This is a genomic window from Natronoglycomyces albus (genome assembly GCF_016925535.1).
Lineage (GTDB): Bacteria > Actinomycetota > Actinomycetes > Mycobacteriales > Micromonosporaceae > Natronoglycomyces > Natronoglycomyces albus.
Genome location: NZ_CP070496.1, coordinates 2,898,364 through 2,925,185 on the forward strand (window position 1 = coordinate 2,898,364; position 26,822 = coordinate 2,925,185).

General features: G+C 62.4%; 18 protein-coding genes. 8 read left to right on the forward strand and 10 right to left on the reverse strand.

Annotation, left to right across the window (positions count from 1 at the left end):
- Nucleotides 1-83: 83 nt before the first annotated feature.
- The 6 genes from ectA to ppc form a co-directional block, all read right to left on the reverse strand.
- Nucleotides 84-851, reverse strand: a complete 768-nt coding sequence (gene ectA, locus JQS30_RS12475; RefSeq protein WP_213170577.1) for a diaminobutyrate acetyltransferase — start codon at nt 849-851, stop codon at nt 84-86.
- A 302-nt stretch (nt 852-1,153) separates the two neighbouring features.
- Nucleotides 1,154-2,281 (reverse strand): nucleoside triphosphate pyrophosphohydrolase, encoded by a 1,128-nt coding sequence (locus JQS30_RS12480; RefSeq protein WP_213170578.1) that lies wholly within the window; start codon nt 2,279-2,281, stop codon nt 1,154-1,156.
- 5 nt (nt 2,282-2,286) lie between these two features.
- Nucleotides 2,287-2,946 carry a hypothetical protein gene (locus JQS30_RS12485; RefSeq protein WP_213170579.1) on the reverse strand — a complete coding sequence of 220 codons (660 nt, stop codon included), beginning with the start codon at nt 2,944-2,946 and terminating at the stop codon, nt 2,287-2,289.
- A 420-nt stretch (nt 2,947-3,366) separates the two neighbouring features.
- Complete coding sequence (gene mfd / locus JQS30_RS12490) at nt 3,367-6,999, reverse strand: transcription-repair coupling factor (protein WP_213170580.1); 3,633 nt, start codon at nt 6,997-6,999, stop codon at nt 3,367-3,369.
- A 255-nt stretch (nt 7,000-7,254) separates the two neighbouring features.
- The gene (locus tag JQS30_RS12495; protein WP_343076136.1) at nt 7,255-8,073 is read right to left on the reverse strand and encodes a metal-dependent hydrolase; all 819 of its coding nucleotides are present in this window, start codon (nt 8,071-8,073) and stop codon (nt 7,255-7,257) included.
- 532 nt (nt 8,074-8,605) lie between these two features.
- On the reverse strand, nt 8,606-11,347 hold the full coding sequence (gene ppc / locus JQS30_RS12500) for a phosphoenolpyruvate carboxylase (RefSeq protein WP_213170582.1): 2,742 nt from the start codon (nt 11,345-11,347) through the stop codon (nt 8,606-8,608).
- 499 nt (nt 11,348-11,846) lie between these two features.
- Between ppc and cysC the strand changes: the two genes are divergently transcribed.
- A complete protein-coding gene (cysC, locus tag JQS30_RS12505; protein WP_213170583.1) occupies nt 11,847-13,391 on the forward strand; it encodes an adenylyl-sulfate kinase in 1,545 nt (514 codons plus the stop codon).
- 458 nt (nt 13,392-13,849) lie between these two features.
- On the opposite strand, the gene JQS30_RS12510 is transcribed toward cysC, so the two are convergent.
- The gene (locus JQS30_RS12510) at nt 13,850-14,485 is read right to left on the reverse strand and encodes a vitamin K epoxide reductase family protein (RefSeq protein WP_213170584.1); all 636 of its coding nucleotides are present in this window, start codon (nt 14,483-14,485) and stop codon (nt 13,850-13,852) included.
- Between the two features lie 222 nt (nt 14,486-14,707).
- On the reverse strand, nt 14,708-15,619 hold the full coding sequence (locus JQS30_RS12515) for an SDR family NAD(P)-dependent oxidoreductase (RefSeq protein ID WP_213170585.1): 912 nt from the start codon (nt 15,617-15,619) through the stop codon (nt 14,708-14,710).
- An 88-nt stretch (nt 15,620-15,707) separates the two neighbouring features.
- Between JQS30_RS12515 and amrA the strand changes: the two genes are divergently transcribed.
- Nucleotides 15,708-16,319 carry an AmmeMemoRadiSam system protein A gene (gene amrA / locus JQS30_RS12520; protein WP_213170586.1) on the forward strand — a complete coding sequence of 204 codons (612 nt, stop codon included), beginning with the start codon at nt 15,708-15,710 and terminating at the stop codon, nt 16,317-16,319.
- Nucleotides 16,320-16,491: 172 nt separating this feature from the next.
- On the forward strand, nt 16,492-17,637 hold the full coding sequence (locus JQS30_RS12525; protein ID WP_213170587.1) for an Mrp/NBP35 family ATP-binding protein: 1,146 nt from the start codon (nt 16,492-16,494) through the stop codon (nt 17,635-17,637).
- Between the two features lie 82 nt (nt 17,638-17,719).
- Here JQS30_RS12525 and dapD read toward each other — a convergent pair whose 3' ends face one another.
- Nucleotides 17,720-18,649 carry a 2,3,4,5-tetrahydropyridine-2,6-dicarboxylate N-succinyltransferase gene (gene dapD / locus JQS30_RS12530; RefSeq protein WP_213170588.1) on the reverse strand — a complete coding sequence of 310 codons (930 nt, stop codon included), beginning with the start codon at nt 18,647-18,649 and terminating at the stop codon, nt 17,720-17,722.
- A gap of 39 nt (nt 18,650-18,688) precedes the next feature.
- On the opposite strand from dapD, the gene dapE reads away from it, so the two are divergent.
- On the forward strand, nt 18,689-19,789 hold the full coding sequence (dapE, locus tag JQS30_RS12535) for a succinyl-diaminopimelate desuccinylase (RefSeq protein WP_213170589.1): 1,101 nt from the start codon (nt 18,689-18,691) through the stop codon (nt 19,787-19,789).
- A 108-nt stretch (nt 19,790-19,897) separates the two neighbouring features.
- Entirely contained in the window at nt 19,898-20,587 is a 690-nt protein-coding gene (locus tag JQS30_RS12540) for an LOG family protein (protein WP_213170590.1), read from the forward strand.
- 107 nt (nt 20,588-20,694) lie between these two features.
- Here the strand turns inward: JQS30_RS12540 and folP are convergent, their stop codons facing one another.
- On the reverse strand, nt 20,695-21,579 hold the full coding sequence (folP, locus tag JQS30_RS12545) for a dihydropteroate synthase (RefSeq protein ID WP_425498872.1): 885 nt from the start codon (nt 21,577-21,579) through the stop codon (nt 20,695-20,697).
- Nucleotides 21,580-22,038: 459 nt separating this feature from the next.
- On the opposite strand from folP, the gene JQS30_RS12550 reads away from it, so the two are divergent.
- From JQS30_RS12550 to JQS30_RS12560, 3 genes are all read left to right on the forward strand, one after another.
- Nucleotides 22,039-23,325 carry a M18 family aminopeptidase gene (locus JQS30_RS12550; RefSeq protein ID WP_213170592.1) on the forward strand — a complete coding sequence of 429 codons (1,287 nt, stop codon included), beginning with the start codon at nt 22,039-22,041 and terminating at the stop codon, nt 23,323-23,325.
- Nucleotides 23,326-23,638: 313 nt separating this feature from the next.
- Nucleotides 23,639-26,167: an FtsK/SpoIIIE domain-containing protein gene (locus JQS30_RS12555; protein ID WP_213170593.1), complete on the forward strand. Its 2,529-nt coding sequence runs from the start codon at nt 23,639-23,641 to the stop codon at nt 26,165-26,167.
- Nucleotides 26,164-26,811 (forward strand): hypothetical protein, encoded by a 648-nt coding sequence (locus JQS30_RS12560; RefSeq protein ID WP_213170594.1) that lies wholly within the window; start codon nt 26,164-26,166, stop codon nt 26,809-26,811. Before JQS30_RS12555 ends, JQS30_RS12560 begins: the two co-directional genes overlap by 4 nt.
- The last annotated feature ends 11 nt before the right edge of the window (nt 26,812-26,822 follow it).

Below are 26,822 nucleotides of genomic sequence, written 5' to 3' on the forward strand. Positions count from 1 at the left end.
CCCAGGGCAGTGCAAGCGGTTGCCTGGACCGCCGCTGAGCGCTTACCCGGGCGGCAAAACGTGGGACCCGGGTAGGGCGATGTTTAAGCGTCGGACGGAACCGGGCCGATCCTATGCAGGACCTCCGGTTCATGCCCTTCGCCTAGCATCTGCTCAGAGAACAGCACGTCACGCGTAAGTTCGGCGTTATGCCCTTCGGCAAACGACTCAAACAGCCGCATGGACGCTTTGTTGTCCGGAGTCACCGTCGATTCCACGAAGTTGACTCCTAGCGGGCGTAGCCGGTTCCACAAGTGGTCGAGCATACGCCGCGCCAAACCTTGGCGACGATAGTGAGGAGACACCGCAACTTGCCAGACGAACAGGGTGTCGACCGATTCAGGGCGTCGGTATCCGACGATGAAGCCCGCGATGCGGTCTCCGTCGCGGACCACCACGGAGTCGGCGGCGAAATCGCGGCCCCACAGCACGTAGAAATAACGTGAGTTGAGGTCGAGATTGCCGATTTCTCCGACAAGATGCCAGATAGCTGCTCCATCGTCAGCGGTTGGCTGATCGAAGGTGAGCTGAGGCTGGTCGGTCGCCGTTGAGTTCGGGCCTGGTTCGGCACCGCTTTGGACGGCTGGGTTCTCAAAGGCGGGGTTCTGGTGAACCGTGCCTCTAGAAGTGCCGCCATAGGAGGCACTGGCAGTTGCGTCGTTCTCCACGCCCTGGTTCCTCGGTGAGGTAGGGCGCTTTTCGGGCTCGCCTGCTTCGTCACCGAACTCGTCGGCGGAGGAATAGGCGGTCTGGCGATCAGCGGTGTAGTGCTGAGCGCCTTTTCCGGTGTCACTATTTTCGCCAAGTGGCATGTGTACGAAAATAGCAAATTTTTGCCCGCTGGGTAACCCCTAGACTCAGAGTTGTCGAGTCAAACACACTTATCGGTATGCGATTTGACCAGCAAAAAGTTATTTCTTCGTTATGGGTCTAAAATGGAACGAATGCTCGGCGAGCACTATTCACATACATGCATAAGATTCGATCTACAGTGATTGCACTGGAACTTCGCCGTCCTTTCGGGCGCACCAGAGTGATCTCTAGACAGCCCGGCGAAAGGTCTCCGATGCCACTCAGTGGCGTCACGCCGTGGACAGATTGGCTATGATGCAGCTCACTGATGCTGCTCGCCACTATCGCCATCCCCATCGTTGCCGGGCAGGCGACGCACCTGCCCCCCAGAGGCCACCACAAAACGCATCGTATTGCGCAAGGCCAGCTCAGGGTCGATGCCGTTCTGCAGGGCAACCCGAATCACCGCCAGCAACATGATCCCCGTACCCACCTCGTCGAGCATCAATCGCGAAGCCGACTCGGGCAAGACCGGAACCTCAATGGGCCGCCCCGCCATCGCAAAGCGATCCATGACCTTCGCCGCATAAGCCAAAGCGGGCAGCTGCTCAGAGACCCCAGTAGCCGGATCGTCCCTACGCTCAGGTTTCTCGGCGGCCTTGGCCTCATCCCACAGCTGGAACAAATTCGCCGGATCGGCCTCGCCAAAAACGTGAGGATGGCGACGAATCAGCTTATCGATGAGGTCAGAGGCCACATCGTCGATACTGAACGGCTCCGAAGCATGCTCCGAGGCGATCCGAGCGTGCAACAGCGGCTGAAACAACACGTCGCCCAGCTCCTCGCGCAAGGCGTCCCGGTTCTCATCGGTGATAGCGTCAAGCGCCTCGTAGGTCTCCTCCAGCAAATACGGAGCCAGAGACCGATGCCCTTGCGCACTCTGCCAAGGGCAGTCAACACGCAACTGGTCAATGATCTCCACCAAGTCCAACAACCGCGCCCCCGGCGGATCCCAAGAACCATAGAGGATCTCCAAGCTAATCTCACCGGATGCGGTGCTCGCGGCGAACTCCTCGACCAAAACCGCGTCAATGCTCTTGTCGGAATCGGAATCCACCGGAGCGGTGCTAGCCAGCCACACGCCACCATCTTCCAGCAGCTCCAACGCCTCCGCCGCTGAGCCTGCCAGCGCCACGTCCACTCCCGAGGCGCACAATGCCTCAATCTGAGGATGTTCAGCCGGCGCTACGACCGTCACGGAGGAGCGAACCGTGTCCCACGCCTCGGCAGACAGCAGGCCCGCAGGCAAACGCGGGGAGGTGACCAGCCAGTGGACGACCGTCTTCAGCCCAGGCCCGGCCGCGTCCGCACGCGAGGCCGCGCCACCTTCGGACAACGACGAATCGTGAGTCGAAGGGCGGCGCGCGTCATCGGCGTCGGTGGGAGTCATCGGTCCTAAAACTCCAAGACGTACAGGCCAGCCAGCTCAGGGCTTTCGGCAAGGATCTCCTCGGGCAGAAGCTCCAGCCGCACATCGCCGTAACGAGGGTTGATCTTGATGTCATAGTCGCCGACTTGCTCACTCAGGTCCTCGCTGGCCAGGGAGAGCGCCACCAAAAGCGGAAGATGCTGGTATTCGGGGTTGATCTCCCCGTGCAGACCATGCTCGGTCAAGTCGTTCTGCACCGACTGCAAGTGTTCGTCGGTGATCTGGTCGGGAATGTGGTCTTCCAGCAGGGCGGAAACAATCTGCCCCCGATATACGGACTCTTCAGTGAACAGCTGCTCAATCGTGCCAGGGTCCGACCACGCGGGCGTGAGAATCCCCTCCGAGTCCAAACCCATCTGGCGGCCCAATTCCACCCAAGTGACGGCCGCGACTAGGCTCTGCCGCTCTTCGGAAAAGTCCGCGTGGCCCTGCTCGGCCAGATCGAAACCGCGCGCTTGGAGGTGCTCGTCGATATAGCTGTCGACGACTTCCTCATCAATACGCTCATCGCCGACGAAGACCGCCGCGCCCTGTTCGACCTGACATCCGGTCAAGGCGAGGGTGGCGGTGAGTCCGAGGCCCGCCATGGTCAGGAGTCTGCGCTTGGTCGCGGAAGTGTGCCGCATCTGAACCGCCTTTGTACTCGTGCACGTGTTTGCGAGTGCACTGATTTTGTGAGGTGCATTGCCGTCGATGAACACATCAGGGCCGGGCTCGGGCCACTTAGCCCCGCCTCGTCTGGAGGTGAGGCGCGACAGCCGACGGCACCGTTTGGATGAGCCCTGTGTGTATCGGGGTTCTGTGCTGTGAGGGTAGTCGCACCTACTGCGCTCGTCCCCTGAGGGGCCGCCACCGGTGAGGATCTCACGCTTTAATGCCCCGATCACCAAGATCGGTGCCGCGTCGTGAGTTCACCAGTGATACGTCCAAGGTGCGGGGTCATACGATCGGTGGCGATTCCATTTTATCCCACTGTGGGCATTGAGCGCCTGGCATTATTCCGCCGCCGTCTGCGCTCAGCTCGGCCGCCCATCACCGTGCCGCCGTTAGTTGGCCACAGGTTGACTGTGGTCGCTGGGCTGGGGAAACACATCGGTGATGAGATCGGCGCACCATTGCAAGAGCGGCAGGCCTTCCATTGGCGTGCCACCCACCCGGGCCGTCGACGGGCGCTTGATGGAAATGAGCCCGGCGGTGTCCTTGTACACGGCTTCCGGGTAGTGCCGTTTCAGCCGCATTTGCTTGGAATCGGGCAGCGTCACCCGTGAGAAACGCAAGTTGCGTCCCTGGAGTGCCACCTCTTGCAGCCCGAAGCGACGGGCCAAAAGGCGGAAGTTCGCCACATGCAGCAAGTTCTCCACCGAGTCGGGCAGGGCTCCGTAGCGGTCCTCCAGTTCTTCGCGCACCGCATCTAGTTCGGCCTCGTCACGCACTTCGGCGATCTTGCGGTACATCTCCAAGCGCAGCCGCTCCACTGAGATGTAATCGACCGGTAGGTGGGCTTCAACCGGCAGCTCGATCTTCACTGGCGGGAGTTGTTCGTCCTTGGCTCCCTTGTAACGGCGCACCGCGTCGCCAACCATGCGCAAGTACAGGTCGAAACCGACATCGGCGATATGTCCCGATTGCTCGGCTCCCAAGAGGTTTCCGGCCCCTCGAATCTCCAAGTCCTTCATGGCCACATACATGCCCGCCCCCAGCTCCGAATGCTGGGCGATCGTGGCCAAACGCTCATGCGCGGTGTCCGATAGGGGCTGCTCGGGCGGATACAGGAAATAGGCGTACGCGCGTTCCCTGCCACGCCCAACCCGGCCGCGGATCTGATGCAACTGAGACAGCCCCAGGTGGTCGGCGCGCTCGACAATCAGGGTATTGGCATTGGGAATGTCGATGCCCGACTCCACGATGGTGGTAGAGATGAGGACGTCGTATTCGCCTTCCCAGAAGCCCTGCATGATTTGTTCGAGCTGCTTCTCCCCCATGCGCCCGTGTGCGGTGGCGATGCGCGCCTCCGGCACCAAATCACGTAGCGTGCGGGCCGCCTTATCGATGGACTCCACCCGGTTGTGCAGGTAAAACACTTGGCCATCCCGCAGCAGTTCCCGACGAATCGTCGCGGCGACCTGCTTGGCCTCCCACGCCCCCACATAGGTCAAGACTGGATGGCGTTCTTCCGGCGGGGTGGCGATGGTCGACATCTCCCGGAGGCCGGTGACCGCCATTTCCAAGGTGCGAGGGATCGGCGTGGCCGACATGGTCAGCACGTCCACCGAGGCGCGCAACGCCTTCAGCTTCTCCTTGTGCTCAACTCCGAACCGTTGCTCCTCGTCCACGATCAACAGACCTAGGTCCTTAAACCGGGTCTCCGACTGCAACAGTCGGTGGGTCCCGATGACGATGTCAATCTCTCCCTTGGCCAGCCCCTCCTGGATCTGGCGGGCCTCGGAAAGTGTTTGGAAGCGCGACAGTTGCCGGATACGAATCGGGAACTGGCCCATACGCTCTTGAAATGTCTTCAAGTGCTGGCTGGCCAACAACGTCGTAGGTACGAGAATGCCGACTTGTTTACCGTCTTGCACCGCTTTGAACGCGGCCCGCACGGCAACTTCGGTCTTTCCATAGCCAACATCCCCGCATACCAGGCGATCCATCGGCATGACGGCTTCCATATCGCGCTTAGTGTCAACGATGGCCTGATACTGGTCGGGGGTTTCGATAAAGGCAAACGAATCCTCCAGTTCCTGTTGCCAAGGCGTATCGGGCGCGAAGGCGTGCCCCTGCGTAGCTTGGCGGGCCGCGTATAGACGGATCAGCTCGGCGGCGATCTCCTTGACGGCCTTACGCGCCCGATTCTTCGCCTTGGTCCAGTCGGAGCCTCCCAGCTTGTGCACAGTCGGCATTTCGCCGCCCACGTAACGCGACAGCTGGTCGAGTGAGTCGGTGGGCATGAACAACCGGTCACCGGGCTGGCCTCGCTTGGAGGGGGCGTATTCGATGACGAGGTATTCCCGCTGGGCTCCACCGATGGTGCGGCGCACCATTTCGATATATTTGCCGACGCCGTGCTGCTGGTGGACGACGTAGTCGCCTTCTTTGAGTTCGAGAGGATCGACCGCTCCCTTGCGGCGGGCCGGTGCGCGGCGAGCTTGGCGAGCGCCAGCGGATATCTTGCCGCCAGCCACATCGGCGGCGGTGATGACAGCCAGGCGGGCGGTCTCATCGACGAAACCCACTGGCAACGGCCCCACGCATACCAGGACCGTCCCGGCCTCCATCTGCTCGGGTTTGGCCTCCACTCGGGCGCCAACGCCGAAGTCTCCCAACTGTTCGGCGGCGCGTTTGGCCCCGCCAATCGCGGGATAGACCAAGGCGACTTGCCAACCCTCAGCTGTCCAGCGCTTCACATCGTGAACGAGGTCCTTGGAGTTTCCGTGATAGCGCGGGGCGGCCGCGGCGGCCATCTGCACCGAAACATGGTTATCGAATTCGGCTGACAGCGCAAGGCCCGATTCACCGGTGATGGCGGCTAGCTCAGCGGCCGCGGAGTCGGACTCCTCCGGCGCCGAGGCGAAGGGGCTAATGGTCCACCAGCCATGGCCTAGGGCCAGAGCCGAGGTACGTGCCTGGGCGAGGTCGCGGAAAGTGACCGCTCCTAGGTCGATGGGTGCTTCGGATCCTGCGGCGGCCGCGGACCAAGAGGCTTCGAGAAATTCGGTGGAGGTGGCGACCATTTCATGGGCGCGGGAGCTGATGCGCTCTGGTTCGACGGCCACCACCAGCGATCTGGCGGGGAGGTTCTCGTGGAGTAGCTCCATTTGGTCGGCCCCGCACAGGACTGGCAGGAGTGATTCCATGCCTTCTTGTGGGATACCTTCGGCAAGTTTTGAGCACATATCCGCCAGGTTTGGATAGGTATGCGCCAGCTCCTGGGCTTTCTGGCGGACCTCGGGGGTGAGAAGCAGCTCCCGGCAGGGCTCGGCGATGAGCTCGGGAACCTTGTCAAGGGAGCGTTGATCGGCAACGGAAAAGTAGCGCAAGGAGTCTATTTCGTCGCCGAAGAATTCCAGCCGGATTGGGTATTCGGCCGTGGGTGGGAAAACGTCGAGGATGCCGCCGCGTAGGGCGAACTGGCCGCGCTTTTCGACCAAGTCGACGCGCTCATAGGCGAGGTCGTGCAAGGCATTGGCCAGGCTGGTCAGGTCTTGTTCGTCGCCTTCGCGCAGGCGGATGGGCCGCAGTTTCCCCAGACCTTTCAGTTGGGGCTGCAAAGCTCCGCGTACGGGTGTGACGACGACTTTCAACGGCGCGGTGTGCTCGTTGGAGTGACCGACGAGTCGGTGTAGCAGTTGGATGCGGCGGCCCACCGTGTCCGAGCGCGGGGAGAGGCGTTCGTGCGGGAGGGTTTCCCAGGCCGGGTAGTAGCCGATGTTCTCTTCGGGCAGGTAGGCGGCGAGAGCGGCGGTGAGTTCCTCCGCTTCGCGGCTGGTTGCGGTGATGACGAGGAGGATTCCATCGCTGAGTTGTCGGGCCACAGCGGCCAGCGCGGTGGGCCGGGCTCCGGGTACGGCGACCAGGTCGAGTGCCGTGGGGTGGTCTTGGCTGGCCAGGTCGGTGAGTTTGCGCAGAGCCGGAGCGTGTGCGGCGGCATTGAGTAGTGGGAGAAGTTGCGGTTCGGTCACTGGTTACACCCCGGGATTTGGCACGACGAATAGCCGAGATTTCTCTCGGCGGAGGGGCTCGGTCTGGCCCCAGAGGGTCGGCGAGCCACCCGGACTACCTTACTGGGCGCATCGGACATTGTCCCGGCCATAAAGGCCCACCAGCACCGAGGGTGAGCCGGGTCACCATCCGGAGTTGGTGGGAGTTGTTTTGGGACGGACGAATCTCGGTGCCCGGGCGGCGACTGGGATTATGCGCGCGGTGGGCGGTGGGGCTTAGGCCTGCCGGATGAGACCGGTGACCATTGTTTGCACCTCGGGGACGTTCCAGAACATGCCAATGAGGGTGAGGATAGTGAGGGCGGGCATGAGGTATTTCTTTTCGGCCACTCCTCCGGCGCGCAATGCCATGAAGTCGGGCAGGCCGACGTCGTACCAGACTTTGCCGGCGATGGGGATGGGGAACAGCACTGGGCAGCCCATTTTGGTGATCATGTCGCCAAGGGTGTGAATGAAACAGCCCATGGCCATGGCGATGCCCAGCAGGGCATAGGAGCGGTCTGGGGGGAGGACGTGGAACATGCCAAAGGCGCACACGAGCGAGGCGCCGGTGGTGATGATCCAGCCCTTGTCGCGGGCGGTGTTGGCCATGAGGCCGCGGACTGCCAGACCGGTGAGGAAGAACAGGATGCCGATGACGGCTGGTTTTCCGAAGTTGCTGGCTAGCGCGCCGGTTCCGAATCCCATGAGGATGGCGAAGACCCAGGTATGGGTGAAGGTGCGGTGACCATTTCGTCTTGTGCCGTCCTTTTTGGTCCTAGTGGCCATGTATATGCCAATGCAGAGGCGTTCGACAATGTTGGCCAAGACCATGGACACGCGACCGAAGGATCGGGCCACTGTGGAGCCGCCGCGGTTGGTGAGGACGCGACCGGCGCAGTCGATATCGGGGAAGAGCGCGGCCCCAGCGCAAATGATGGTGCCGACGGCGAGTTCGGCGGGGTGCTGATGGATGTCGAAGAAGCTTGAGGCGATCGCCGAAGCTCCGAGCCAGGCGGCGGCACCGGACATCGCGTGGGTGGGGCCCATGACCATGGTGGGGTCTCCTCATAGGAGTGTCAATCGGGGAGCACGAACTCGAACGAGCGTTGTCCGGGCGTCCACGGTGACGTTTGCGTCGGCTCGTCTACCTCTGCGGACGTCCTCCCCTGCGGGCGTGCAGGAATGACCCGAATAGTGCTCAAGAATTCATGGTCTAGGTTGCCAGACGGGTGCAACCTTGATTATTCGGGGTGAGCAGTGTGTCCGAGATCTTCTGGGCACAAAGCCGACCGTGAGCGCTCGAGGGCACGCGGGCATCGCCGAGGTGGGGAATGGAGTTTGCCAGCCCTTAGAGCTCCTATCAGGTTTGTTTCCGTGGCGAGGATGGTGTGCTGTCAGTGCGTGGGGAGGCGGAGGCCCTTGTTCATACCCAGCGGGTATGGGCAAGGGCCGACAACGCGGCCAGGCGCGACATCACTCCACCGCAGCAGGAAGAGAAACCTGATAGGAGCTCTTAGGTGATCTCGATACGAAGCGGCCCAAGGAAAGTTTTAGTTTCCCTGGGCCGCTGTATAGCTCGTTGGTATCAGCCGGTGTTGCGCAATCCGGCGGCGATGCCATTGACTGTCACCAGAAGCGCCCGCTTTAGCTGTGGGTCCACCGCGTCGCCTTCAGATCGGTAGCGGCGCAGCAGCGATACCTGCAAGTGGTGCAGGGGCGCCAAATAGCGGTCGCGGACGATGAAGGTGCGTTGCAGCTGCGGGTTGGTCTCGAGCAGTTGCGATCCGCCTGTGAGGTTGAGCAGTTCGGCGCAGGTGCGCTCGTACTCTTCTGTGATCTGGTCGAAGATCGAGTGCAGGTGGGGCGGAACGAGGGAATCGACATACAGCCGCGCGATGTCCAGGTCGGTCTTGGCCAGCGTCATCTCTACATTGGATATAAAGTTGCCGAAGAAACGCCATGAGCCGTACATGTCTTTGATTTCTTCGCTGAGCCCCGCTTCGCGGGCGGCCTTGAGCCCGGTGCCGACGCCGTACCAGCCGGGCACGATTTGGCGAGACTGGGTCCAGCCGAACACCCAAGGAATGGCTCGAAGGCCGTCGAGGCCTGCGGCCATATTGGGACGTTTTGCTGGCCGTGAACCGATGTTCAACGCGCCCAACAGTTCGGTGGGGCTGACCGCCCAGAAGTATTCGGCGAGCCCCTCTTGTGTCACCAGGTCCCGATAGGACTGCTTGGCTTCCTGCGAAATTTGGTCCATGATGGAGAACCAGTTGTCGAGGACGGCCGTGTCGTGACGCGGCTCCACATGCAGCAGTGTCGCCTTCAGCGAGGCGGCGACGGTCAGTTCCAGGTTCTCGCGGGCCAGCGCGGGAAGTGTGTATTTGTCGGAGAGCACCTCACCTTGCTCGGTGATCTTGATCGAGCCGTCCAAGGTACCCGAAGGCTGGGCGAGAATCGCCTCGTAGGTTGGCCCGCCGCCGCGACCGACGGTGCCCCCACGGCCGTGGAAGAGCCGCAGCCGCACCCCATATTTGGCAGCCGTGTCACGCAGGCGGCGCTGCGCGGCTTGAATCGACCACTGGCTGGCGGCGATACCGGACTCCTTATTGGAGTCGGAGTAGCCAAGCATGACCTCTTGCACGTTGCCGCGCGCTTCCACGATTCCTCGATAGGCGGGCAGGCTCAAGAGGCTGTCAATGAGTGTGTCGGCGTTGTTGAGTTCCTCGATGCCCTCCAGTAGGGGAACGAAGCCGATGTCGGCACGACGGGCGTGAACGTCGATGAGGCCAGCTTCGCGGGCCAGGATCGCCGGGGCGAGCACGTCTGCGGCATCGTGCGTCATGGAGATGATGTAGGACTCGACGACTTCGGGACCGAATTGCTTGCGGGCATCGCGAATCGCGGAGAAGACCCCGAACGTCTTGCGGTTGGCCTCAGTTAGGTCGACGTACATGCTTGAGAGGGGGCGATGTCCCGAAAGTTCCCGGGCCAGCAGCTGGTTTCGTTCGTCGGCGCTGAGCGAAGCGTAGGTGCGGTCCAGTTCTCCGGTGGCGTCGAACATCTCCGCTAGCACTTCATGGTGGGCGTCGGAATGCTCCCGCACGTCCAACGTGGCTAGCTGCAACCCAAAGGCGGCGACGGTGCGCATGACGCGGTCGACAATGCCCCGGGCGGCCAACTGCCCACGGTGGCGGGCCAGCGAGTCGCGGATCAACTGTAGGTCGGCCAAGAGTCCACCGGCGTCGAGGTAGTCGACCCCCTCGCGGTGTTCCAGGCCCTCGGCATGGCGGCGGCGGGTGTTACCGAGTTTCGCGATGATGCAGCGGGCCTTGAGCCGGATCGGTTCCTCGGAGTGGACTCGTTGAAAACGCTTGGCAATGTCGAGGTGCTCCAGGTCCGCGTGCAAAGACTCCATCAGTTCGGGGGTCGCCGGCTGGATCGCCTCGGAGACCGACAACTCGCCAAGCAGCTCCCCGACCGCTCCTTCGGCGGCGGCGATGCCGTGCTCATGCTGCATGATGAGCACTTGCCGCGTTACGTCCGGAGTGACAAACGGGTTGCCATCGCGGTCGCCACCGATCCAGGTGCCAAACCGCAGTGAGGCTTCCTGCGAGCGAGGGGGTGCGCCCAGGTGAGTGAGGACTTGGGAAAGGTCGGTGAGGACCTGCCCGGCCGCGTCGCGGTACAAATCGGCCAAATAGTAGACCGCGTTGCGCGCCTCGTCGGTGGGTTCGGGGCGTTCCACGCGCAGCTCATCGGTCTGCCACAGCATGTCGATGATTTCTGCCAGCCGGGCATCGGTGGCTTCGGTGTGAGCGCACCCGATGGTGGCCTCATCGATGGCTTCGGACTCCAAGAGATCTGCGACTTTGCGTAGCTTCGCCAGGATCGAGCGGCGGGCCGCTTCGGTCGGGTGAGCGGTGAACACAGGGCGAACTTCGAGGCGTTCGGCGGCTTCGGTCACCCGTTCGGGGCTGATTCCGGCTGCGGCGATCTCAGTACAGGCCCGTTCTAGCCATCCTCCGGACTCCACCCGCAGTCGACGCAGGTCTCGGGCCCGGTGGACCTGCTCGGCGATGTTGGCCAAGTGGAAGTACGTCGCGAAGGCCCGGGCGAGGTCAACCTCTTCGGTTACCTCCAGCCGGGCGAGGCGACGTGTGACGGCGGTGGGGTCGGTGCGAACCAGGGAGCGCACTTCCTCGACAAGTTCGAGCAGCTGCGGGCTGGCTTGGCGAACCAGGGATTCGCCCAGCAAGTTGCCGAGGCGGCGGATGTCGGCGCGTAGCTGGGTGTCGTCTGTCTGGCCGGTATCGCGGGTCTCCATGTAATTAGTCTCCGTCATAAATAGGCAGGAGGGGCGGCGCATGAGGACGACACTGTCCACCACTGGGCCAAATCCTACGTTAGAGACAGCACCTTCGTCTGCTCGTGGCCAAGGTGCCACCGTCCACTGTTTGAGCGGCCCGGAGGTCTTACCTGTTCCCCTTTTAACGTGGGCGTCCCACGGGCCGCAAGGGGACCAGCCGCTGTGGAAGCACGCGAGAGCTTTGCGTATCTTCATACTCGGCGGCTCCACCAAGTTCGGCAATGCCGCCGACGGCTACGCAAACGCCTCCGGCCTGTCGTAGGGACACGCTACGTTGGGAATGCCTTGCCGCAGAGGAGGGCGTGGACAGTGGCTGCGGCGCGGCCGCGCGGCCCACAACAGCCCGACCTGAGGTCGCCATGAGTATCGATAGGAACAAAGAGTTAAGAATCGATGCGGCATGTCACACATGACCTAAGGTTGGAAAGACCACCGGCGAGGAAGGGACAGCACGGCAATGTCTGACTGGGTTTTGCCTGATGAAATTCTGGCGGAGGCCCCAAGCCATACCCCGCTCCCCCACGAGCTGGCGGACTTGGAGCTGCTGTTGTGTGGCGCCTACCAGCCCCTGACCGGTTTCATGAGCGCACAAGAGGCCCGGCAGGTCTCTGAGGCGGCACGACTGTTGGACGGCAGTTCGTGGCCCACCCCGGTCACGTTGGACATCCCCACTTCCATTGCCGAGGAGGTCGACCACGAGGAACGCCGCCGCCGAGTCCTACGCATCACCGATGCCGAGGGCGCGCCGGTAGCCGCGGTCGAATGCCACCAGTTGGACCCACTGGGCCCCGACATGGTGCGGGTGGGTGGGCCCGTCCGCCGCATCGCCGAGGCCGAAACCGGGATCTTCTCTGATCTTCGCGCTACGCCTGAAGAGGCCAAGGAAACGTACACAAAGCCGCGAGTGCTCGCCCATATCGTGCAAGGCCCCTTGCACCGGCCCCAGCTGGCACAAATCACCCGTGCCGCACATACACTCGCCGCGCACGTTCTCCTCATGATCCCCACCGGCAACGCCGTGGCCGGATCGCCGCCGCTGCGTCTTCCCGCCGCCGCCTTGGTGCGCTCGATTCTGGCTGCCAAGGACCGGCTCCCAGCGGCCACGATCATTACCGTTCCGCTGTCTCAAAGGGGCGACAAGATTCGTGACGGGCTGCTATCGGCCCGCGTCGCAGCCGCCTACGGCGCGACACATCTGCTGACTGGCTCGGGCGCGCTCTCCGGTGGCACCAAGGTGCGGGCCATGCTGCCGCGCGAATTGGGTTATGACACCCGGGACGGCCAGTGGCGCGCCATTGACGAGATCGAGCCACCATTTCAACGCGCGGGCCTGACCGACGCGGAAGTGGCCGACATGCTGGACCGAGGGTTTGGGTTGCCTGAGTGGCACACCCCTCCTGCGGTCGCGGCCGAGTTGCGCCGTACTCGGCCGCCACGGCGTGAACGCGGACTCGTGGTGTTCTTCACCGGTTTGTCTGGCTCCGGAAAGTCGACGATCGCCCGGGGTGTCCATGAGACGCTCGTGGAATCGGGAGACCGAACCGTGTCATTGTTCGACGGCGACGTGGTGCGTCAGTTGCTGTCCTCGGGGCTCGGATTCTCCCAGACTGATAGGTCGACAAATGTGCGCCGAATCGGCTATGTGGCCGCCGAGGTCGGACGGCACGGTGGTATCGCCCTAGCGTGTCCGATCGCTCCTTATGTGGCCGACCGAGACGTCGCCAAGGCGCTGGCGGATGCGGCTGGCGCGGATTTCGTGCTTGTGCACGTGGCGACACCGTTGGAAGTGTGCGAGGCGCGCGACCGCAAGGGCCTGTACGCGAAGGCGCGGGCGGGCAAGATCAAAGAGTTCACGGGGATCAGCGACCCGTATGAGGAACCGACCAACCCCGAGCTGACCATCGACACCTCCAAGATCAGCGTGGACCAAGGTGTTGACAAGGTTATGGAGTATCTGACCGATGGGGGATGGCTGGAGCCTTCGGGCTTGCATCTGGGGTGAAGGCCAGGCTCGCTCCTTATGCGAGGCTCATAGCCTGCACACGTGAGTGACTTGGTTGCGGGACCGAGGTTGGAGGCCTTTGGCCGGGCGGGGAACTTGAGGGTTTGAGTCCACTGCGTAAAAGGGCGCGGATGAGGCGGTTTCGTTCCTAGCCCCCGAAAAACCGAACTGTACCGGGCTCCCCTCCCCTATACCCACCATCCCGCCACCGTCCAACCCCTGGAAACGCCAGTGCGCATGGCCACGGCGCATTCGCACCTTAGGCAGATGCGCTGCTCGTGTCCCGATATGCGTTTGTGGGCCCGGGCAATGGCCAAACGAGACAATCGCCCCGTTTATGCATATAGCATGACACGAGCTTCCAGAAAAATGCTGAAGACTCGCGGAGATGCCCACAAATGCAAAGAAAAATATTGTCGACGTTCCACAAAGCTGGCGGCTTGGTTTTAGGTAAGCGCTTAGAAGAGCGTGCTCCAGTAAAACCAAAACTCGATGCCGATCAGCCCGACGATAAGCCCCACCCACAGCACTAGGCCCAACCAGTGGAAACGCAGCAGATCATCGACCGGTCCCCGCCATCCCCGCGAGACCGGGAAAACATTGTTCTTGAGATTGAAAACCGTCAGGAACCAAAAGGTCGGCAGCATCGCCGTCCACACCACCATGCAATAGGGGCACAGAACACCGATGTTGAACACCGACTGGTAGATCAGCCAATGGATGAACACGATGCCACCCAAGGCCCCCACCCACAGGCCACGCCACATCCACAGTGGAAAACGTGCACCAGCCAAGAGCGCGACTCCGAAGACCACGACGACCGGGAAGGTCATCAAACCGACCAACGGATTAGGGAAACCGAACAGCATCGCCTGATTCGTTTCCATGACCGAGCCGCACGACAGCAACGGGTTGATGTCGCACCCCAGCACATGCTCAGGGTTCATGAGCATCTCGAAACGCTCATAGGTCAACCCGAACGAACCCGCGAGACCGACTACCCCACCCAGCGCCAAAACCAGGCCCGTCACCCAGCGCGCACGCAGGGGATCCGGAAAAGACGAGACTGACCGGTCAGCATTGGACGTAGTCATGGAGCCATCCTCCACAGATGCGTGAGGCTCGGTGTCCGCCAGCTGAGAATTCATCATGCGGGAGTAACGACCGAGTCGGGTAATAGTTTCGACTGCCATGCGACAAACGGCCCACCCGGGAGAAAATCGCAGCGCTCGCCAATGTCGCTAGCGTCGCATCCCCGCCCCGGAAGGCACACAGAGCCCGCAGCACCCGTGGCGCACGGCCCCGATCACAGCGGCCTATGCCCGAATACTATCCCCACCATCGACCACCAGGATCTGACCTGTGACGTAGGACGCCGCCGGACCGCAAAAGAACGCGACCGCGCTGGCCACCTCATCTGGCGTACCCGGACGACCAATGGGGCTATCCAAGCCACGCTGCAGTTCCGGGACCGTCGAGGACCCGGTACGGACCAGGCCCGGAGCGACCGCGTTGACCGTGACACCGTCAGCGATGAGTTCCACCGCCAGCGAGCGGGTCAAACCCGCGACCCCGGCCTTCGCCGTCGCGTAGGCGCCCTCGGCTGGCACTGCGTTCACCACGCCGTTGGCCGCCGCCACATTGACGACCCGCCCCCAGCCACGTTCGGCCATACCTTGCACAAAGGCTCGGCTGACCAAGAACGCCGTGTCCAGGTTGCGAGCTACTTCGCGCCGCCAGTCCTCCACCGACATCTGAGCGACAGGGCGCACCACCGCTGGACCCGTCTTCGAGGTCAGGCCCGCATTGTTCACCACGATGTCCGGCTCACCGACCTGCTCGTTCACCGCGTCGGCCAAACCGGCCACCTCGGCGTCGTTGGTCAAATCCGCGACAAAACCCGTGGCGTCGATCTCCTCGGCCCGCTCGTGAATCCGTTTTGTGGTCGACACGATCGCGACCTTGGCACCGGCTAGGCGCAAACGATGCGCCACCGACATACCGATGCCATCAGGGCTTCCAGCGCCGGTGACCAACGCGATCCGGCCCGCGAGGGAGTCAAGTTCCTGCAGCCGGCTGGGATCCGCACTGGGCTGATCAGATGAACTAATACGAATGTCGATGGTGTCCTCCGGTGAGAGACCGTCGATCGTTTCCCGTTGCGCAGCAATTGCTTCGCTGGTAGCGGCAATGCTGTGACCGGCTGTAGGGCGGACTGATCGTTGCATGGGCAAATCCTCTCACGTATCGACCAAAAATCCGACCCTCATCGGGGCGTGGCAACAGAATAGTCTCCGCAAGTGTCACGATGGACCGATGAGTGAACTCGCAAACATCTTGTGCACCTTGGCCAGGGACGCGATCGAGACAACGTTGCACGGTGGGAACACTGCCGATTTGGTGGCATCGTCCAAGGACGCCGTCGACGAGAGCGACCGAGACTTCATGGGAGATCCAGGAGCGACGTTTGTCACCTTGATTCGTGATGGAAAGCTAAGGGGATGTATCGGCTCACTGCGAGCGGTGCGGTCGCTGGCGGCGGACGTGGCGCGCAATGCTTCCTTGGCAGCGGCTGACCCCCGCATGGAGCCGGTGACGCTCGAGGAATTGCCCGACATACACATCTCCATTTCAGTGTTGTCGAAACCGACTCCATGGCACGTGGACAACTTTCGCCAACTGTGCGCGGGGTTGCAGCCCGGCATCGACGGAGTGACACTGCGCGATGGATCTCGACACGCCACCTATCTGCCAGCGGTATGGGAACACTTGCCCGACCCCGAGCGATTCGTGGCATCACTGTTGAAGAAGGGCGGTTGGCCCGAAGAGTTCTGGGAGAACATGCGCGTGGTGGGTCGGCCGTGGCCACCGGCAATGGCGGTGGAACGATACAAAACCACCACCTACGAGGAGCCGCGCACCCAATAGCAGCCCAGACACTTTTACCCCAAAACGTAGCTATACCGTCATATAGCCCACATCGATCTAAAGGCACCATAAGTTGCGATTCGGGCGGGCGCACACGCCGCGTGTATGTAAGGGTTCACCCTTCGGCTCCTTGCGTTAGCAGCTCGAACGCAACGGAAGTTACGATTAGGTCATGTCAGATGCTTCCGTGATCACCGAGGCCGTCCGAGAGGCCCTCGGGAAGGTCAACGATCCTGAAATTCGCCGTCCCATCACAGAGCTGGGAATGGTCGACACCATTGATGTCGACGGGTCCACAGTCAATGTCCGCATCCTGCTGACCATCGCCGCGTGCCCGCTGAAAGACCAACTCCTGCGTGACGTGACCCTCGCCGCGCAGACGGTCGAAGGCGTTGTCGACGTCAATGTCGAGTTCGGCACCATGACCGATGAACAGCGCAAAGACCTGCAAACAAAGCTGCGCGGCAGCAGCGGCGCGGGCAGTGAGCCAGTCATCCCGTTCAACCAGCCCGGCTGCCGGACCCGCGTCTACGCGGTCGCCTCGGGCAAGGGCGGCGTCGGTAAGTCGTCAATGACGGTGAACTTGGCGGCGGCCCTGGCCAAGCGCGGCCTGAGCGTCGGAGTGGCAGACGCCGACATCTACGGCCACTCCGTCCCGCGCATGTTGGGGTCCGAAGAGGTCCCCACGCAGGTAGAAGACATGATCATGCCGCCGCAGGCTCACGGCGTCAAGGTCATCTCAATCGGCATGTTCACCCGTGGCAACGCCGCTGTGGTGTGGCGGGGCCCCATGCTGCACCGCGCTTTGCAACAGTTCCTGGCAGATGTTTACTGGGGCGAGTTGGATGTTTTGCTGCTCGACTTGCCGCCCGGCACTGGTGACATCGCGATTTCGGTGGCGCAGTTGCTTCCGGGCGCGGAGCTGCTAGTCGTGACTACTCCACAGCAAGCCGCCGCTGAGGTGGCCGAGCGGGCGGGCGCGATCGCAACCCAAACTCACCAGCGCCTCGCAGGCGTGGTGGAGAACATGTCCTGGATGACGATGCCCGATGGCACCCGAACCGAACCCTTCGGCGCCGGCGGAGGCCAGCAGGTCTCCGACGCGCTGACGAGGGATTTGGGTGCCAATGTGCCGCTGCTAGGACAAGTGCCGCTGGACCCGACCTTGCGCGAGGCTTCCGACAACGGCGAGCCGATCGTGCTATCGAACCCGGAAAGCGAAGTGGCCAAGGCCATTGACGCGGTGGCCGAAAAACTAGCTGTGCGCCGCGAGAGCCTCGCGGGCAAGCCGCTGGGCCTCTCCCCTGCCGGACGCTAGGGGAGCATAAGTCTGTGTGCCAGTGGGGGGCCGAACCCGTTCGGGTTCGGCCCCCCACTGTGTCTGTGTCTAGACAGTAGTTCTAGTTGTGCGCGTGGAGCTGGTCGTTGAGCTCGCCCCATGTGCCCTTGCGCGGGCGGGCCTCAATGGCTCCGGTTTGGGAGTTCGTCCACAGCATCAGGTTGTTCTTGCCCGATAGCGCGGCCGCTTTGACCACACCGCCGTCGGGCAGGGACACTTTGGCCCCAGCCGTGACATAGCAGCCCGCGGCGACAACACAGTCGTCGCCCAACGAGATACCCAGTCCGGAGTTAGCCCCCAGTAGACACCGCTCGCCGATCGCGATGACTTCCTTGCCTCCGCCGGAAAGCGTGCCCATGATCGACGCGCCACCACCGATATCGGAGCCGTCACCGACGACAACCCCGGCCGAAATGCGTCCCTCGACCATGGAGGTGCCAAGCGTTCCAGCATTGAAGTTGACGAATCCCTCGTGCATGACCGTGGTGCCCTCGGCCAAATGCGCGCCCAAACGCACTCGGGAAGCATCACCGATCCGGACCCCGCTAGGCGTCACATAGTCGGTCATCTGCGGAAATTTATCCACTGACTTCACGTGCAGCTGCTGGCCTTGTGCCCGCAGGTTCAACCGCACTTCAGGCACGAGCGTCGGCGGGATTGGCCCCAGGTTGGTCCAGGCGTTATTGGGAAGCAGCCCAAAGATGCCTTCCAGGTTGATCGAGTGCGGCACCACCAGGCGGTGTGACAGCAGTTGCAGCCGCAGGTAAACATCGGCCGTGTCGACCGGTGGCTCTGCCAGCGAGGTTATGGCCACGGCCGCACCTCGGGTGAACGTGCCACTGGGGTTGGCCGCGTCAACTTCGGGCTTCTCGCGATCGGGCGGGAAATCTCCTAGGCCCAGCTCGCTAAACCACACGTCAAGTACTGTGCCGTCGCTGGTCACGGTGGCTACACCGGTGCCCCACGCGGCGTCTTTCACAAAATCACTCACCCCTTCAGGCTATCGGCCCGAAGAGTACAGTTCTTAAGCGTGACGCAATTGAGTGAGGAAGTACTCCGCGACCCGGTGGCATGCACGCGCGCGCTGTGCGACATTCCGTCGGTATCAGGAGACGAAGAAGCCATTACCGCCGCGATCGTGAGCGCTTTGGGTGACCGGTCGTACCTGAGTTTGCAGCGGCTGGGCAACACGCTGATTTATCGCACCGACTTGGGCCGTGACAAGCGGATCATGCTGGCCGGGCACACCGACACCGTCCCGGTTAACGACAACTTCCCGACCCGACTCGAGGGCGATACCTTGTGGGGCCTAGGGACGTCGGACATGAAGTCGGGTACGGCTTTGGCACTGTGGATTGCGGCTAATCTGGACTCCGACCAGTTCGGCGGGTTGGACAACCTGCCCTATGACCTGTCGTTCGCCTTCTACGACTGCGAAGAGGTTGAGGCGGACCGCAACGGGTTGAACAAAGTGGCCAAGGCTCACCCCGCCTGGCTCGACGCTGACTTCGCGATCTTGTTGGAACCGACGTACGGCCTGGTCGAGGCTGGCTGTCAGGGAACATTGCGCGCCCGGGTTCACACCTCGGGCAAGCGTTCACACTCGGCGCGCTCATGGTTGGGTGACAACGCCATCCACCACGCGGGTGAAGTGTTGAACAGGTTGAAGGCCTATCCGGCCGCAGAGGTCGACATTGACGGTTGCCTGTATCGGGAGGGTCTCAACGCGGTGTTCGTCAACGGTGGCATAGCCGGAAACGTCATCCCCGACTCGTGTTGGGTCGAGGTGAACTACCGCTTCGCCCCAAATAAGAGCGTCGAGCAGGCTTTTGCGCACGTGAACGAGATTTTCGAGGGGTTCGAGGTGGAACTCACCGACTCTTCTCCAGCGGCTCAGCCTGGCCTGGACCGCTCGGCGGCGCAGCAATTCGTACAGGCGGCGGGGGGCGAGGTCAACGCCAAGTTGGGATGGACCGACGTGGCACGTTTCTCGCAACTGGGAGTTCCCGCCATGAACTTCGGTCCCGGTGACCCGAACCTCGCGCACACGCACGAGGAACACGTCGAACAGGACAAGATCCGCCATTGCGCACAGGTGCTACGGCGATACTTGAGCCAGAACAATCACTAAGACACGCTCTCTTGGTAGTCCACTGGGTGCCTTTCGCACGCGGCGAAAATCGATGTGCGAAAGGCACCCAGTGGACAGCTAAGGACGACGAAGAGAATTGAGGCTGACATGGTAGGTCGCCGCAAAGTAACAGCTGACGAGCACTTGTTGGACTCACAACGATCCGAAGAGTGGAAACAGCGAGCCGCATGGAGGTCGTTGCGTATTCTCTCGGAGTTTGTGGACGGCTTCGAGACCCTCTCAGAATTGGACCAGACGCAAGCGGTCGGAGTTTTCGGTTCGGCGCGTTCGGGCGAAGGAACCCCGGAGTACACGTTGGGCCGCGAGCTGGGACGCAAGCTCGCGGAGGCCGGATGCACCGTCATCACCGGCGGCGGTCCAGGCGCGATGGAGGCCGCGAATCGGGGGGCGCAGGACCGAGACGGAATGTCGGTCGGGTTGGGCATCGAGTTGCCCTTTGAACAGGGCATCAATGCCTACACGGATTTGGAGGTCGACTTTCGTTACTTCTTCGTCCGTAAGGTGATGTTCCTGAAATACAGTCAGGGATTCTGTGTGCTTCCCGGCGGCTACGGGACGATGGATGAGCTGTTCGAAGCTTTGACGTTGGTGCAGACGAATAAGGTAGGCAAGTTCCCCATCGCCCTCATCGGCACCGAATTCTGGGGTGGTTTGGTCGACTGGCTGCGCGACACGATGGCCAAGGCGGGCAATATCAGCTACGCGGATCTCGATCTCATGATCGTCACAGACGACCTAGACGAGGCAGTCGATCATATGGTCTCCAACTGCAAGTGACGTCAGTCGAGACCGAACCGAGCCCCGCAGTCGCGGATCCAGCTTTGGTTATGTGGAACTCGCGGCTGCGGGTCGGTCGTCGCCGGTCACATGGCCGAGAATCACCCTTAGAGGCTTCGCATGGGGGCTTTCGGCTCGCGGCTGCCTTGAATAGTCGCCACCATGTCCAACAACTCCCGCGTGGCACGGACATCGTGCGCGCGGAACATGCGCGCCCCGTTGAGCGCCGAAACCGCCGTCGCGCCCAAGGTCCCGAATAGCCGTTCCTTCGGAGGCAGGTCGAGAGTCTCGCCGATGAAGTCCTTACGCGACAGCGCCACCAGCACTGGCCAGCCAGTTGCGGCCAACTCGCCCAAACGCCGCGTCAGTTCCAGCGAGTGATAGGTGTGTTTGCCGAAGTCGTGGGTCGGGTCGATGAGTATGCCGTCGGGTCGCACCCCCCGCTGGACCGCGTATTCGGCCGATGTGACCAGGTCGCGACGCACCTGGTCAACCACGTCGTCATATACCGCCTTTTTCACGATCGTGCGCGGAGCCAGCCCCCCGGTGTGAGAACAGACCAACCCGGCCCCGGTGTCGGCCGCGGCCGCATAGATTCCCTTGTCCCAGCCAGCCCAGGTGTCGTTGATGAGGTCGGCTCCGGCCGCCACCGCCGCCCGAGCCACCGCCTCGTGAAAGGTGTCGATCGAAATCAGCACTCGTGGGTGCATCGTGCGCAGCGCGGCGATGAACGGGACGGTCCGTTCGATCTCCTCCTCCACTGGAAGCGGTTCCCCCTCACCTGCTTTGACGCCACCGACATCGATGATGTCGGCCCCTTGCGTCACCGCTTGGTCGGCTGCCTCTATCGCTTTGTCGAATGCGAACGTCGCTCCTTGGTCAAAGAATGAATCAGGGGTGCGGTTGACGATCGCCATCACGGCGAATTCCCCCTCCGCGAACTCCCGGTATCGCTCTTCAACGCCCAGTCGCAGTGTTGTCATGTCGGCTATCTTTCCACCACAGTCGCCTCTCCGTCGACCTGGCGCGGATTCAACGCCAGTGAATGCCCTAGCTGAGCCAATGATTCGCACAGTGAACAAATAGCCTGGCCGGACCCATTTTGGACACCATCGAGTCCGGTATCTCACCGGGTTGAAGTCACGGCGGCCCCTCAGCGGTGGGCAGATAGTCTGGTGTTGCCTGTCACGGGGGTCAATTCGTCGTCCACAGTGCTACCGCGCTCGCGGTCGGACCTGTACATCGGGTGCTCTCACTCCCGGGCATCATCGCCAGCGGGCAGGCTCGGTAAGTTTCCCCACGTCCATCTACATAAGCCACCACGACGACCACAGCGACTGGTTGTCGGCCCGCCACTGACCATGGCGCGGTCTCGAGGCAGCGATGATTATGCTCATGGTCGCCGCCCGCAGCGCCGAATCGCACACTGTCAGCAGATCAAGGAGTCACCGATGCCCCGTTTTGACCGCTCTCTGGCCGAGGACTTGGCGGCGTATATCCACGCCAGCCCGACTCCGTCTCACGCCTGCGAGCAGGCCGCCGTTCGTTTGCGTGCCGCAGGTTTTCAACAGCTTGCCGAGACGCAACAGTGGCCGACCGAGCCCGGCGGCTATTTTCTGATCCGGGGCGGTTCGCTGGTCGGCTGGTATGTGCGCGAATCCGGCCAGTTCCAGCACGGTTTCCGAGTGTTCGGAGGGCACACCGACTCGCCCACATTGCGAGTCAAGCCGCTGCCTGACGTGGGCAAGGCCGGTTGGCAGCAAATCGGCGTAGAGATTTACGGCGGGGTACCGCATGACACGTGGCTAGATCGGGACTTGGGAGTGGCGGGGCGTTTGGCGCTGCGCAGCGGCGAGACTGTCCTAGTCCATGTGGATCGGCCACTATTGCGGGTTCCGCGGCTGGCGATCCACTTGGATCGAAGGGTGAACGTCGACGGCAATAAGCTCAACGCGCAGACGCAGATGACGCCGATTTGGGGCCTGGGCGAGCCAACGCAGGGTGAGTTTGTTGCCTTCCTAGCCGATGAGGCCGGGGTCGACGCGGCCGACGTGCTTGGTTTCGATGTGGTCACGTGTGGCACCGAACGCCCAGCTTTCTTGGGCCGTGACAGCGAATTCTTGGCCGCACCCCGGCTGGACAACCTTATGAGCACTCACGCGGGGGTCGCGGCTTTGATCGCGGCCGCGCAAGAGGAGTCGGATGTCGTCCCGGTCCTGATCGCCAACGATCATGAAGAGATTGGCTCCGTATCGTATTCGGGCGCGCAGTCTCCGCTGTTGGATACGGTGTTGCGTCGCTTGATCGGCACCGATGGGGCATGCGACCCGGCCACGGCCGCCCAGGTGCTCGCCCGCTCGGCGATGATGTCTTCGGACACCGGCCACGCGGTTCACCCCAACTACGCGGAACGTCATGAGCCGGACACACATCCGTTGCCCAACGGCGGCCCCATGTTGAAGATCAATGGGGAACAAAACTATGCCACCAGCGCCGAGGGCCAGGCGTTGTTCACCCGTGCGTGTGAGGCGGCCGAGGTGCCTTCGCAGTTTTATGTGCAGCGCAATGACTTGCCGTGTGGTTCGACCATTGGGGCAATCACCTCGGCACGGCTGGGAGTGCAAACGGTTGATGTCGGACCGGCGATCCTGTCGATGCATTCGGCCCGGGAAATGTGTGGAACGGACGATACGCATTACTTGGCACAGATGGCGTTGGCCTTTATGACCGGGGCGTAGAGGCTGGCGCAAGCGGCGCTTTCGGCGTTCTCGTCGGCTCGTTTGTCTGCGCAAACTTTGCCTTCTGTGGCCTTGGACGTGGCTTTTTCATAAGTCTCATTGAGTGCCGCTTGCGGTTCAAGCGAGGCGGTTGTCGTGCTTGGGCCGGTTGTTCGGTGCGTGTGTGCCGCCGATGGCCCGATGGTGGTCTTTCCATACGAGGTTTAGTCACTGGCCGGGTTTGTCGCGAGCCCGGTCAGGGCCCCTTTGAGGGTCACGTTCCTCCTCGATCGACCGGTAGAGTTTCCCTTAACCGGCAATGGGGAGGAACCTGATGGGTTGGCGCGCAAAACTGGAGCACACTGCGGCCGCGATCCGCGCCGCGACGTGGCTTGCCGATGAGGCCGGTCGTCGGCTTGAGGACAAGGTCGCTCATTCTTCGATGGCCTCCACTATGGCCAAACAACGCGAGATTGTCACCCTGTTGCACGAAAGCGCGATTGCCGCTACTCCCGGCTGGCTGGGGCTCGATATTTCGTCGGTAAGCGAGGATGAGCCGCTGGCCGCCGATCCGCCTGGGTCATCGGCGATTCGGCTGGGACGGGTGGAGCTGGATGAGCGCCATTCTTTTCCCGCGTTGGTGCGCCTGGTCGGATCGGGTCATCTGGTCGTCGATGGTGACGCGGCCGACGCGCGGGTCTCTTCGTTGTTGCAAACGTTGATGGTGCGGCTGGTGGCCGCCTATCCCAAGATCGAGTTCTCCTTGGTCGATGGGGTGACGCTGGGCCAGGTCTTCGCTCCGTGTGCTCCGTTGGTGGACGCTGGTATCGCCGAACCGGTCGCGACGGATCATCTTTCGCTGGGCAAGGTCTTGACTGAGGCGGAGAAGCGCATTCAGGAGGTCCGAGACGCGGCCGCACGGTCTGAGTCAATTGCTGACCAGCCTTATCATGTGATCGTTGTCGCGGGGCTGCCTCCACAAATTGGCAAGACGCTACGGGAGCGCATCGCCGCGATCGCTCATGCTGGGCCTCGCGCCCATACCCATGTGATCTTGTGTGGTTGGCGGTCGGCACTGCGCCATGAGCCGCCACCTGCGATCGAGGGTGGCACGTATCTGTCGATTGGGGACGATGTGACGCTGTCGGACGTCCCGCTGCCGGTGGAGTTGGATGAGGCTCCCTCTCCTGGCCTCATGCGCTCGGTGTTTGGTGGACGTGCCCGCCAGACTCAGCGGGCGGCGACCTTGGGTGTGGAGGATTTGATTCCCGAGCATTTCTGGGCGGAGTCCTCGGCGGCGGCTTTGACGACGGTTATTGGTCGGGATGCCCGGGGCGATGTGCCGGTGTCGTTCGACGATGCCACGCCGCATTGGCTCATTGGCGGGCGTACTGGGGCGGGGAAGACTGTTTTCTTGCTCGATGTGCTCTACAGTCTTTCGGCCCGCTACGGTCCCGATGAGTTGGCGCTGTATTTGTTGGACTTCAAGGAGGGTGTTTCCTTTTCGGAGTTCACCCCGTCGATGGGCGATGAGTCTTGGATTCCGCAGGTGAAGGCGGTCGGGGTTGAGTCGGACCGGGAGTATGGTGTGGCGGTGTTGGAGGCGCTGCGGCGAGAGTTGTCGCGGCGGGCCTCGATCATGAAGCGAGCGGGGGCCACTCGATTGGCCAAGTTGCGCCAGCTGATGCCCGATGAGCACCTGCCGCGCATTGTGGCCGTCATTGACGAATTCCATGTGCTGTTCAACGGCAATGATCGCCTGGCTCGCACCGCCGTGGCACATTTGGAGGAGTTGGCGCGTAAGGGCCGATCCTATGGGGTGCATTTGGTGCTGGCCAGTCAGACAATTTCGGGTATCGAGGCGTTGTACGCGAAGAAGGATTCGATCTTCGGGCAGTTTCCGTTGCGGGTGGCGCTGCCGGGTGCCAGTCACTTGTTGGACGAGCGCAACGAGTCGGCGGAGGGCCTTACTGTGGGCCAGGCTGTGATCAATACGGCCGGGGGCGCTCCCGGGTGGGATCGCACGTGTCAGTTCCCCGATGCTTCGGCGTCCGAGGATGCTTTGGCTCAGTTGCGGCACAAGTTGTGGTCGGCGCGGGATGTCAATGCGGCCCGGCCGGTGGTGTTCCAGGGCTTCGATGAGCAGCATCTGGTAGCTGATCCGACCTATCGAACATTGTCGGCGCAGGGGCTGCCGCGGGCTTTGATCGGCCGCGCCGTGGACGTCGATGTGTCCACAGTGTCTTACACATTCGACGCGAGTCCTGGACGTCACTTGGCGGTGTTGGGCACTTCCACTGTGGGAGTCGATGTCGTCTCGGCTGCGGCGCTGTCGGTGTCACGGCAGCACGAGCCGGGGTCGGTGAACTTCGTTCTCGCCCCGTTGGTGGCCGCTGCCGATGAGGCGTGCGCCGAGTTGGAATCGGCGTTCCAGGACGCTGGCCACAGCTTCACTAAGATCACTGCCGCCGAGCTTCGTGACTCGGTGATGTCCTTGAACAACAATCCCACCCCGACCTACTTGGTTCTCTTTGGTGCTGACGCGGCCGCGACCACGGTGGCGCCCAAACTTTTGCACCTGATGCAGCACGGCCCTTCCGGTGGCGTTCACGTTCTTGGCTGGTGGCGCGGTGCTCGGCGTTTCGCCACTGATATGGGTGGGCCTTCCGGGCGCGAGGCCTGCGCCGGGATTGTCGCTCTCAATGTGTCAGCCCAAGAGTTGGGCAATGTGTTGGGCGACCCGACCTGTGATTGGACGGCCCGAACCAACCGGGCCTTGTTCATTGACCGCCATGCCAACACCACAACGCTGACCGTGCCTTTCGTCAAGCCCGGCCGTCTGGAGGAGGACGTATCCCTATGAGCCTCAATCGCTATGACGACTTGCTGCATCAGCTTTCCAAGGAACGTCGTGACTCGGCCTCGGCTACGACCAAGTCCGGGGCCGAGACGACCCGGCAGCGCACGCAGTTGCAAAGTCTGCGCGCCGCCATCGGCGAGGAGATCGAGGAAGTGGCACAAGGATGTGGTGTCCTGCGCTGTAGCGCCCCGAACTTCAACCCTTCGGCAGACGACGCGAGGCCTCAGGTCGACTCGATTGACATGGCCTTGAGCGAAGGCCGGGCGGCGCTGCGAATGGCGGCGGATCATCGCATGGCCACCATGCGCGCCGCCCAGCGTCCAACCTTCTTGCCCAAGGCCCATCACGTGGTGCGGGAAATCCTTGTCTACGGAACCACGATGGTGGCCTGTTTCGTCTTGCAGGTGATGTGGTGGAATTCTGCCGATGGCGACACTGCGGCATTGTGGTGGCTGATCTTCTTGCCGCCGGTGTTCGCCGCCGCGGTGGGATATCTGCTGGTCGGTTTCGCCAACAAGCCTCGTACGCCCCTCTTTGACCGGCATGGCAAACCGATCAAGACCGTCGTGCCGCACAATCCGCGCCTGGGCGTGGTTTTGGCGTTGGTCACGATGGGGCTGTTCGCGTTTACCGTCTTCGGCGGCTAAGCCACCGGTGG

Excerpts from the sequence above, each read along its gene's own strand:
- JQS30_RS12480 (WP_213170578.1), bottom strand. The coding sequence starts at position 2,281 with ATGACTCCCACCGACGCCGATGACGCGCGCCGCCCTTCGACTCACGAT.
- JQS30_RS12485 (WP_213170579.1), bottom strand. The coding sequence starts at position 2,946 with ATGCGGCACACTTCCGCGACCAAGCGCAGACTCCTGACCATGGCGGGC.
- ppc (WP_213170582.1), bottom strand. The coding sequence starts at position 11,347 with ATGGAGACCCGCGATACCGGCCAGACAGACGACACCCAGCTACGCGCC.
- JQS30_RS12525 (WP_213170587.1), top strand. The coding sequence starts at position 16,492 with ATGTCAGATGCTTCCGTGATCACCGAGGCCGTCCGAGAGGCCCTCGGG.
- JQS30_RS12560 (WP_213170594.1), top strand. The coding sequence starts at position 26,164 with ATGAGCCTCAATCGCTATGACGACTTGCTGCATCAGCTTTCCAAGGAA.
- JQS30_RS12550 (WP_213170592.1), top strand. The coding sequence starts at position 22,039 with ATGCCCCGTTTTGACCGCTCTCTGGCCGAGGACTTGGCGGCGTATATC.
- JQS30_RS12515 (WP_213170585.1), bottom strand. The coding sequence starts at position 15,619 with ATGCAACGATCAGTCCGCCCTACAGCCGGTCACAGCATTGCCGCTACC.
- cysC (WP_213170583.1), top strand. The coding sequence starts at position 11,847 with ATGTCTGACTGGGTTTTGCCTGATGAAATTCTGGCGGAGGCCCCAAGC.
- JQS30_RS12555 (WP_213170593.1), top strand. The coding sequence starts at position 23,639 with ATGGGTTGGCGCGCAAAACTGGAGCACACTGCGGCCGCGATCCGCGCC.
- JQS30_RS12540 (WP_213170590.1), top strand. The coding sequence starts at position 19,898 with ATGGTAGGTCGCCGCAAAGTAACAGCTGACGAGCACTTGTTGGACTCA.
- ectA (WP_213170577.1), bottom strand. The coding sequence starts at position 851 with ATGCCACTTGGCGAAAATAGTGACACCGGAAAAGGCGCTCAGCACTAC.
- amrA (WP_213170586.1), top strand. The coding sequence starts at position 15,708 with ATGAGTGAACTCGCAAACATCTTGTGCACCTTGGCCAGGGACGCGATC.
- JQS30_RS12510 (WP_213170584.1), bottom strand. The coding sequence starts at position 14,485 with ATGACTACGTCCAATGCTGACCGGTCAGTCTCGTCTTTTCCGGATCCC.
- JQS30_RS12495 (WP_343076136.1), bottom strand. The coding sequence starts at position 8,073 with ATGGTCATGGGCCCCACCCACGCGATGTCCGGTGCCGCCGCCTGGCTC.